Origin of the sequence: Nostoc sp. 2RC (assembly GCF_014222165.1) — a bacterium.
GTDB lineage: Bacteria > Cyanobacteriota > Cyanobacteriia > Cyanobacteriales > Nostocaceae > Nostoc > Nostoc linckia.
On record NZ_JACKZU010000434.1, the window covers coordinates 1 to 6,348 of the forward strand.

Genomic DNA, 6,348 nt, shown 5'->3' on the forward strand with positions numbered 1-6,348 from the left:
TTACCCCACCCCTCAATCCCCTCCCCGCCTGCGGGGAGGGGAGGTTTTGGCTTTAGACAAAACCGGGGTGGGGTGACGCGCATCGTGATGGTAAGCGAGAAAATTTCAAATCATGTTTTGGCAAGGGTTTCACGTTAAGTTGACACAGGTGGTTGTGACGCCAATATGGTTCGGATAAGCAGTATGAACTTCCCTTGTGGTCTGGGAAAAGGTTAAGGGGTAAAGGGTAAAGGATGTATTTGAAACCTTTCCCCCTTCCCCTTTCCCCGAACCGTACACTGCCTACTCCCACCCCGTTGGCGTAGCCTCTCGTAAGAAGGGGTGGTAAAGTTGCAAATAAACGTGCATCTAAAGCCAGGAGGAAAGAATCATGAAAGCAGTCTTGATGACAGCAGCTGGCGCGCCCGAAGTTCTGCAAGTACAGGACGTGCCAAACCCTACTGTTCCGGTGGGAAATACGGAACTTTTAATCAGCTTAGTGGCGGCTGGTGTTAACCCCATTGATACCAAACTTCGTAGCCGAGGCACTTTTTATAGCGATCGCCTGCCAACTATTCTAGGATGTGATGGTGCAGGGATTGTGGAAGCTGTGGGTGCTGGTGTACAACGTTTTCGCCCAGGTGATGAGGTATATTTTTGCTATGGCGGCTTGGGGGCACACCAAGGCAATTATGCGGAATATACCGTTGTGGATGAACGGTTTGTAGCACGTAAACCCGCGTCTATTTCCTTTGCTGAAGCAGCAGCAGCACCTTTAGTTTTAATCACAGCTTGGGAAGCTTTATACGAACGCGGACGATTGGAACCTGGGGAACGAGTTCTGATTCATGCCGGGGCTGGTGGTGTGGGACATGTAGCAATTCAATTAGCAAAACTCAAAGGTGCTAGTGTTTCTACTACTGTAGGTTCTCAGGAAAAAGCTAGTTTTGTCAAAGAATTAGGTGCTGACCACACAATTTTATACAAACAAACTGACTTTGTAGAAGCGGTATTAGATTGGACTAATGGCGAAGGTGTAGAGTTGGCCTTTGATACCGTAGGCGGCAAAATCTTTGAGAAAACTTTCCCCGCAGTCCGTGTGTATGGTGATATTGTGACGATTCTGGAACCAGATGCCAATACTGTTTGGAAAACTGCTAGATTACGCAATCTCCGCATCGGCTTAGAATTAATGCTGACGCCAGCATTGCTGGGATTAGAAGAAAGTCTCCAGCATCATGCAGAAATTCTCGAACAATCTGCCACTTGGATCGATGAAGGTAAGTTAAAAATTCATGTTAGCCACAAGTTTCCTTTAGAAGAAGCTGCTAAAGCTCACCAATTACTTGAAAGTGGTTCTGTAACGGGTAAAATTGTTTTGCTAATTAGAGATTGATGATAGAGCTTGCATAAATTATTTTTTAAACGCAGAGGCACGCAGAGGTTAAACGCAAAGGTACGCAAAGTTTTTTCTGTGTGTTCCTGTACGTTTTCCTTGGCGTTTCTTTGTGTTTTATTTATTGTTCTCTTGCTACCGTTACCTATTTGGGCAGCACCACAACCAGAACGTACACTTTTAACTCTAGAATTATTACAAGAGAGACTGCGTACACCCATACTCCGCGAAGGTAGTTTGACGGTGGATTTGCAGAAAATGACGATTGATTTACGCCCAGAAAATGCTAGTTTTCGCGATGGTTTTTACCAATTGCTACGTAAAGAATTGGGTGCAAAACCTCTAGGTTTAGATTTAAGTTATGCTTTGGTTTTAGGAGATTTTGTCGGTAGTGATTTGGGTTTAAGAACACCTTTGTATGCTCAAGCGATCGCTCCGATTTTTACTGCTACTGAACAAGAAGAATTAGAACGTTTACGCTTTGTTTGTTTGGAATCTCTAGCAATAGCTTTACCAAATTCTAAAGATTGTCGATCGCTTTTGGCAACAGAGTCAAATCAATCAGGAGAAATTACCGTTTTTCGTGGTGCTTTGATACTGGCGCAAACTCGCTTCAATGGAGAAGTAAATTTTTCTCATACATTTTTTCTTCAGTCTGTAGACGCCCAAAACGCTACCTTTGTCCAAGCCACAAATTGGACTGAAACGAGATTTGCTCGCCCTGTAAATTTTAGCAATGCAAGCTTTCGACAACCGAGTAATTTTTTTGGTGGTATTTTTTTTGATAAAGCTAATTTTAAACAAATTCAATTTCAGGAAATTGTTGATTTTCAAGGTAGTATATTTGAAAAAAATGTCAACTTCAATCAAGCAAGCTTTAAGCAATTAGCTAAATTCAATAGCGTGCAATGGCAGGAAAATGTTGATTTTTCTCATGTGCGTTTTGCCAATCAAGTACAGTTTAATAAAGGTAATTTTAATCAGATTATTTTATTACAAGAGACAAGTTTTGAACAAGCTGTGATATTTCGAGAAGCGGATTTTAACCAATCGGTCAATTTCCAAGGTGCGAGTATTCTTAACCAAGCAGACTTTAGTGATGCTAGATTTACCAAGCAAGCTTTTTTAAATGTTTCTGGTTTGACTTTTAATTCTAATCAAGCAAAAATTTTAGGTAATCCTGGCGAAATTGGCAAGATGTTTTATGTACCGGCATTCCAAGGAAATCAAAATATCTTGCGAAATTTGGGGCAAAATTTTCGTCAACAACAGCAAGTTGCAGATGCTAATGATTTAGAGTACACAAAACAACGATTAAGATTAATAGAATTAAGCCGCAGATTGATGGCTACAAATATCAATGGCGCAACTATTAAAAATTTGATGAAATTGGGTTTTTCTACAAGTCAGTCGCAAGCCATTGTCAAACGTCGTCTGCTAAAGCCATTCCGCAATATTACAGAGTTACTTACTTTAGCAGAAATCAGTTTAGAAACATACACAAAATTAAGCGATCGCTTGACTGTTGGCGAACCCCTTTCAATCGCTACATGGTTACTTCAAGCTTGGGGTTGGTTGGCATTAAGTGTACTCTTATTGTTGAGTGGTTATGGCACAAATTTTTGGTTAGTATTTGGTGTGGGAGGAGTAGCGATCGCTTACTTCGGTTTGCTATTTTGGCTAGTGGATCGATGTCGTCGTTTGCTTCCGATACCAATTATTCCCACATCCTACGAAACCATTTCTATATTAATCAGTTTTAGCTTTTTAGAATTCTTGAGCTTATTAGCTATTTTTCGCAATGCAGAACAACCTTGGTTTACATTGGGTTGTCTTTTAATAATTATTCTTCCGGTTCCCGTGAGTTTATTAATTCGACTTTACCAACAAGGTCGTTATCATGATTTATTGGATATTTCGTACTTTACAGAGGACGGAACATTTAGACAATTACGATTGTTAATTGGACGTTTGCCGGTAATTCCTAGAAATCAGACATTTCGTGAAAGGTATATGCCATTATTGTGCGATCGCCGTTGGAATTGGCTTAATTATTATGATTTTAGTCTCAATAATTTAGTGAAGTTAGGATTTAACGATATCCGGTTGCGAGACGAACATTTACCTGGTATTATTTCTGCACTTGCTTGGTATCAATGGAGTTTGGGTTTAATGTATATTACCCTAGTTTTGTGGACACTTTCGCGCACAATTCCCGGATTGAATTTGCTCATTTATTTAAAATAACATTCCCTTCAATAACCAGTTGGAAAATAGAGCGAATGTTTACTAGGGTTAATAGTTTTATGCCTTAAACTATTTTGATAGTTATGCTGAAAGCTAAGCTTGTAAATCAGCCATACTAATAAAATCTAACAGCGCTTCACCCAGATTTTCTAATTGTTGGAGAGAGAGACTTTCAATACGTTGACGCAGTTGTTGAGGTAGTTCTCCCACACGTTTTGTGAGTAGACGAAAAATGAGCGATCGCGCTTTTGCTTCTCGTCCCTCTTCTTTGATTTCTCTCTAAATTCGCGTTTCTTTCAGTCGCATTTTTTTGATTGTTTAACCCTCAAGTGCTTCTAACCAAGCTTGTAAATCAGCCATACTAGTAAAATCTAACAATGCTTCACCCAGATTTTCTAATTGTTGGAGAGAGAGAGTTTCAATACGTTGACGCAGTTGTTGAGGTAGTTCTCCTACGCGTTTTGTTAGTAGACGAAAAATGAGCGATCGCGCTTCCGCTTCTCTTCCTTGTTCTCGTCCTTGTTCTAGTCCTTGTTCTCTTCCTTGTTCTAGTCCTTGTTCTCGTCCCTCTTCTTTGATTTCTCTGTAAACTCGCGTTTCTTTGAGTGTTATTCCTAACATCGATTCAACCTCCTTACGACTTAATTGTTCAAATTTGTACACCATTATTGTAGTCACTAAGTCAATTATGGCGTTATTTGAAGTTTCAGGCTGTTCAACTGAAGAACGTTCAAGCAAATATCTTGCTTCTTGTGGTGCAAGTTCATCATCCAATGTAGTTAACACCATCAGCGCTAGCGATACAGGTAATTGGCGAATATCTCCCAATTCATCTAAATACACTCGATGTACTTGATTACTATTCAGTAATCCCCTATGAGGATAAATATTAGTTTGTTCTATATTACGGGATGGATAAATAATTACTGCTTGCCAATCGCTAAATCTGGCGCTGTTGCGATAGAAATATAAAGATGATTCGGCAAATACCCTTTCATATAGTTGTTCATCTTTTTGAAACTGCACTTCACAAAAATAAACAACCCCAGCACCTTGATTTTCTGGTGGTAAAAATACCCCGTCTATTTCAAATTTTGGTTCTTTGACAGCCACTGAATCAAATCGATAATTTTCTGCATTTATTGGTCTATTTGTCAATAATTCAAATAACAAACTGGGTGATTGTTGAAATAGTTTGTAAAAGATTGAGTCTCGGCGCATGAAAGTATTATATCAATTCAAAATTCAAAATTCAAAAAATGAAACATAAGGCAAATCCAAAAAATAAATTATTTCGGTTGGGGTCGTTGACTGTTGACTGTTGACTGTGAACCGCAGCCACCGTGGTCTTGGGGTTTCCCCAAATGGAGCAAGTGGCGTTCAACAGTTAACAATCTTCTGTGGAATATTTTTTTCCTTGCAAGTCCCTAATAAGGCTTTTGGAGCGATTATCTGCTGTAGTTAAATTTTAGAAAATAATTATAACAAATCGATGGCAGTTATTTTTTATGAAAAAAATTCAACTGCCATCGCTTTTCATATTACTTGCCTAAAATTTTTAACAATGCTTCCCGATAAATTTTTAGCCCTTCTGCGTTTAGATGATCGCCATCACTGGTAAAATCTTTTTTGAGAACGTTATTCTCATACAATGGTGCTACTCCTGATGTGGCAACTGGGATTTTTTCTGTTTCTGCAACTTTATTAATGAGAACATTAATTTGTTCGACTCTAGAATTGGGTGCGGCAACAGTTGGATCTGAGCTAGCCTCAACTGTTGAATAAAAAGCTGGAATCAGAAAAACCTCTTTAGTTCCCATTGTGCGAACCAGTGCGATCGCCTCTTGCAGATTCTTGGTAAACAACTCATCATTAATCCCATACAAAGCATCATTACCTCCTACGGCAATAATAGCTTTTTCGCATTTCACCTTAGTAGGAATTAAAGTTTTCAGTTGTTCTATTAATGAAATTGTACTTAAGCCATTTAAGCCGAAATTAAAAGTACCATTGCCAAGAGTATTGCCAATTCCAGCCGAAATGGAATCCCCAAATAAACAACCTGAAAATTGTTTATCTTGGGCAGCTATCGTTTGATATTGCAGTGCAATTTTACCTAAAGGCGAAGAAATTACATCATCCTTCGGCGGCGCATCAGCAGAACCAGAAGATGAACTTGCCAAACCGACTATTCGGGAAATTTTTGACACATCAATTACTATTTCTTCACTGGGATATGCTTCTAAAAATGTGAGGATACCCAAACCTTCTGGGGATTTCGCCCCCAAAATAATAGCAGATCGTAGCGCTTGGATATTGGCTTCATCCCGACGGGCGATAGTTTGGGAAACAAAAGATAAAATTTGTTTGCCAGTTGGTGTATTTACCAATTTGTCTAAAGCCACAATATCAAGCAACATCTTCACTTGCAGCGCATATTGAAACTTTTGTTTCTCTTCAGCACTGAGACGACCTAAAATAGTTTGCAAATTAGCAGAAACCTTTTGCGTCTCGCTATAGTTGCGTATATCTGCCACAGCGATCGCTTGTTCAAATAAACCGTATCTAACAACAACTTTTTCCGCTGCCAAACTAGGCGATGCAGCAAAAATACCATGCACTAGTGGAAATATAGAGTAACCACATAAGCCTAGTAAAAGACGATAAAAAGATTTCATTACCAAAGCTACTGAGAGAATAAATAGTCAATAGTTAATATTCAATGG

5 protein-coding genes are annotated in these 6,348 nt (G+C 39.1%); 2 read left to right on the forward strand and 3 right to left on the reverse strand.

Going from position 1 to position 6,348, the window contains the following annotated elements:
* Positions 1–370 precede the first annotated feature (370 nt).
* Together GNE10_RS30650 and GNE10_RS30655 are read left to right on the forward strand one after the other, a co-directional pair.
* The gene (locus tag GNE10_RS30650) at positions 371–1,375 is read left to right on the forward strand and encodes a zinc-dependent alcohol dehydrogenase family protein (RefSeq protein WP_185569595.1); all 1,005 of its coding nucleotides are present in this window, start codon (positions 371–373) and stop codon (positions 1,373–1,375) included.
* A 9-nt stretch (positions 1,376–1,384) separates the two neighbouring features.
* The gene (locus GNE10_RS30655) at positions 1,385–3,622 is read left to right on the forward strand and encodes a pentapeptide repeat-containing protein (RefSeq protein ID WP_185569597.1); all 2,238 of its coding nucleotides are present in this window, start codon (positions 1,385–1,387) and stop codon (positions 3,620–3,622) included.
* A gap of 93 nt (positions 3,623–3,715) precedes the next feature.
* On the opposite strand, the gene GNE10_RS30660 is transcribed toward GNE10_RS30655, so the two are convergent.
* From GNE10_RS30660 to GNE10_RS30670, 3 genes are all read right to left on the reverse strand, one after another.
* Entirely contained in the window at positions 3,716–3,895 is a 180-nt protein-coding gene (locus GNE10_RS30660; protein WP_311774897.1) for a DUF4351 domain-containing protein, read from the reverse strand.
* Positions 3,896–3,940: 45 nt separating this feature from the next.
* Positions 3,941–4,843 carry an Rpn family recombination-promoting nuclease/putative transposase gene (locus GNE10_RS30665; RefSeq protein WP_185569599.1) on the reverse strand — a complete coding sequence of 301 codons (903 nt, stop codon included), beginning with the start codon at positions 4,841–4,843 and terminating at the stop codon, positions 3,941–3,943.
* A gap of 320 nt (positions 4,844–5,163) precedes the next feature.
* Positions 5,164–6,300, reverse strand: a complete 1,137-nt coding sequence (locus GNE10_RS30670; protein WP_185569601.1) for an alpha/beta hydrolase — start codon at positions 6,298–6,300, stop codon at positions 5,164–5,166.
* Positions 6,301–6,348: the final 48 nt, after the last annotated feature.

Excerpts from the sequence above, each read along its gene's own strand:
- GNE10_RS30650 (WP_185569595.1), top strand. The coding sequence starts at position 371 with ATGAAAGCAGTCTTGATGACAGCAGCTGGCGCGCCCGAAGTTCTGCAA.
- GNE10_RS30665 (WP_185569599.1), bottom strand. The coding sequence starts at position 4,843 with ATGCGCCGAGACTCAATCTTTTACAAACTATTTCAACAATCACCCAGT.
- GNE10_RS30670 (WP_185569601.1), bottom strand. The coding sequence starts at position 6,300 with ATGAAATCTTTTTATCGTCTTTTACTAGGCTTATGTGGTTACTCTATA.